General features: G+C 68.2%; 1 protein-coding gene. It reads left to right on the top strand.

Annotated features, from left to right (window positions below; genetic code table 11):
* The coding region (locus tag FMN63_RS00110) for an ATP-binding cassette domain-containing protein (RefSeq protein ID WP_148581923.1) at nucleotides 1-355 on the top strand (355 nt) is incomplete at its 5' end.
* Between the last annotated feature and the right edge of the window lie 73 nt (nucleotides 356-428).

Genomic DNA, 428 nt, shown 5'->3' with positions numbered 1-428 from the left:
GCGGCTTTCCGGCGGGCAGCGGCAGCGCGTGGCGCTGGCGCGGGCGCTGATCAGCCGGCCAGGCGTGCTGGCGCTCGACGAACCGCTCGGCGCCCTCGATGCGCTCACGCGGATCAGCATGCAGGAACTCATCAACCGTGTCTGGCGCGAACTCGGCTTCACCGCCGTACTCGTCACCCATGATGTCAGCGAGGCGGTGCATCTCGCCGACCGGGTCATCGTGCTCGACGAGGGGCGGATCGCACTCGATCTTCCCATTCCCCATCCTCGCCCGCGGCGGCACGGCCATCCTGGCCTCTGCGAACTGGAAGGCCGGCTGCTTGCCGCGATTCTCGGCACCGACGGCGGCCATTGATCCCAGGGTTATTCGCGACGCCACATGACCTCGCCTGTGCCGAGGTCATGTGGCGTCGCGAATAACCCTGGGA

This window comes from Stappia sp. BW2, assembly GCF_008107695.1.
GTDB lineage: Bacteria > Pseudomonadota > Alphaproteobacteria > Rhizobiales > Stappiaceae > Roseibium.
The sequence above is the reverse complement of the archived record's forward strand: the minus strand, read 5'-3'. Positions and strand labels throughout refer to the sequence as shown.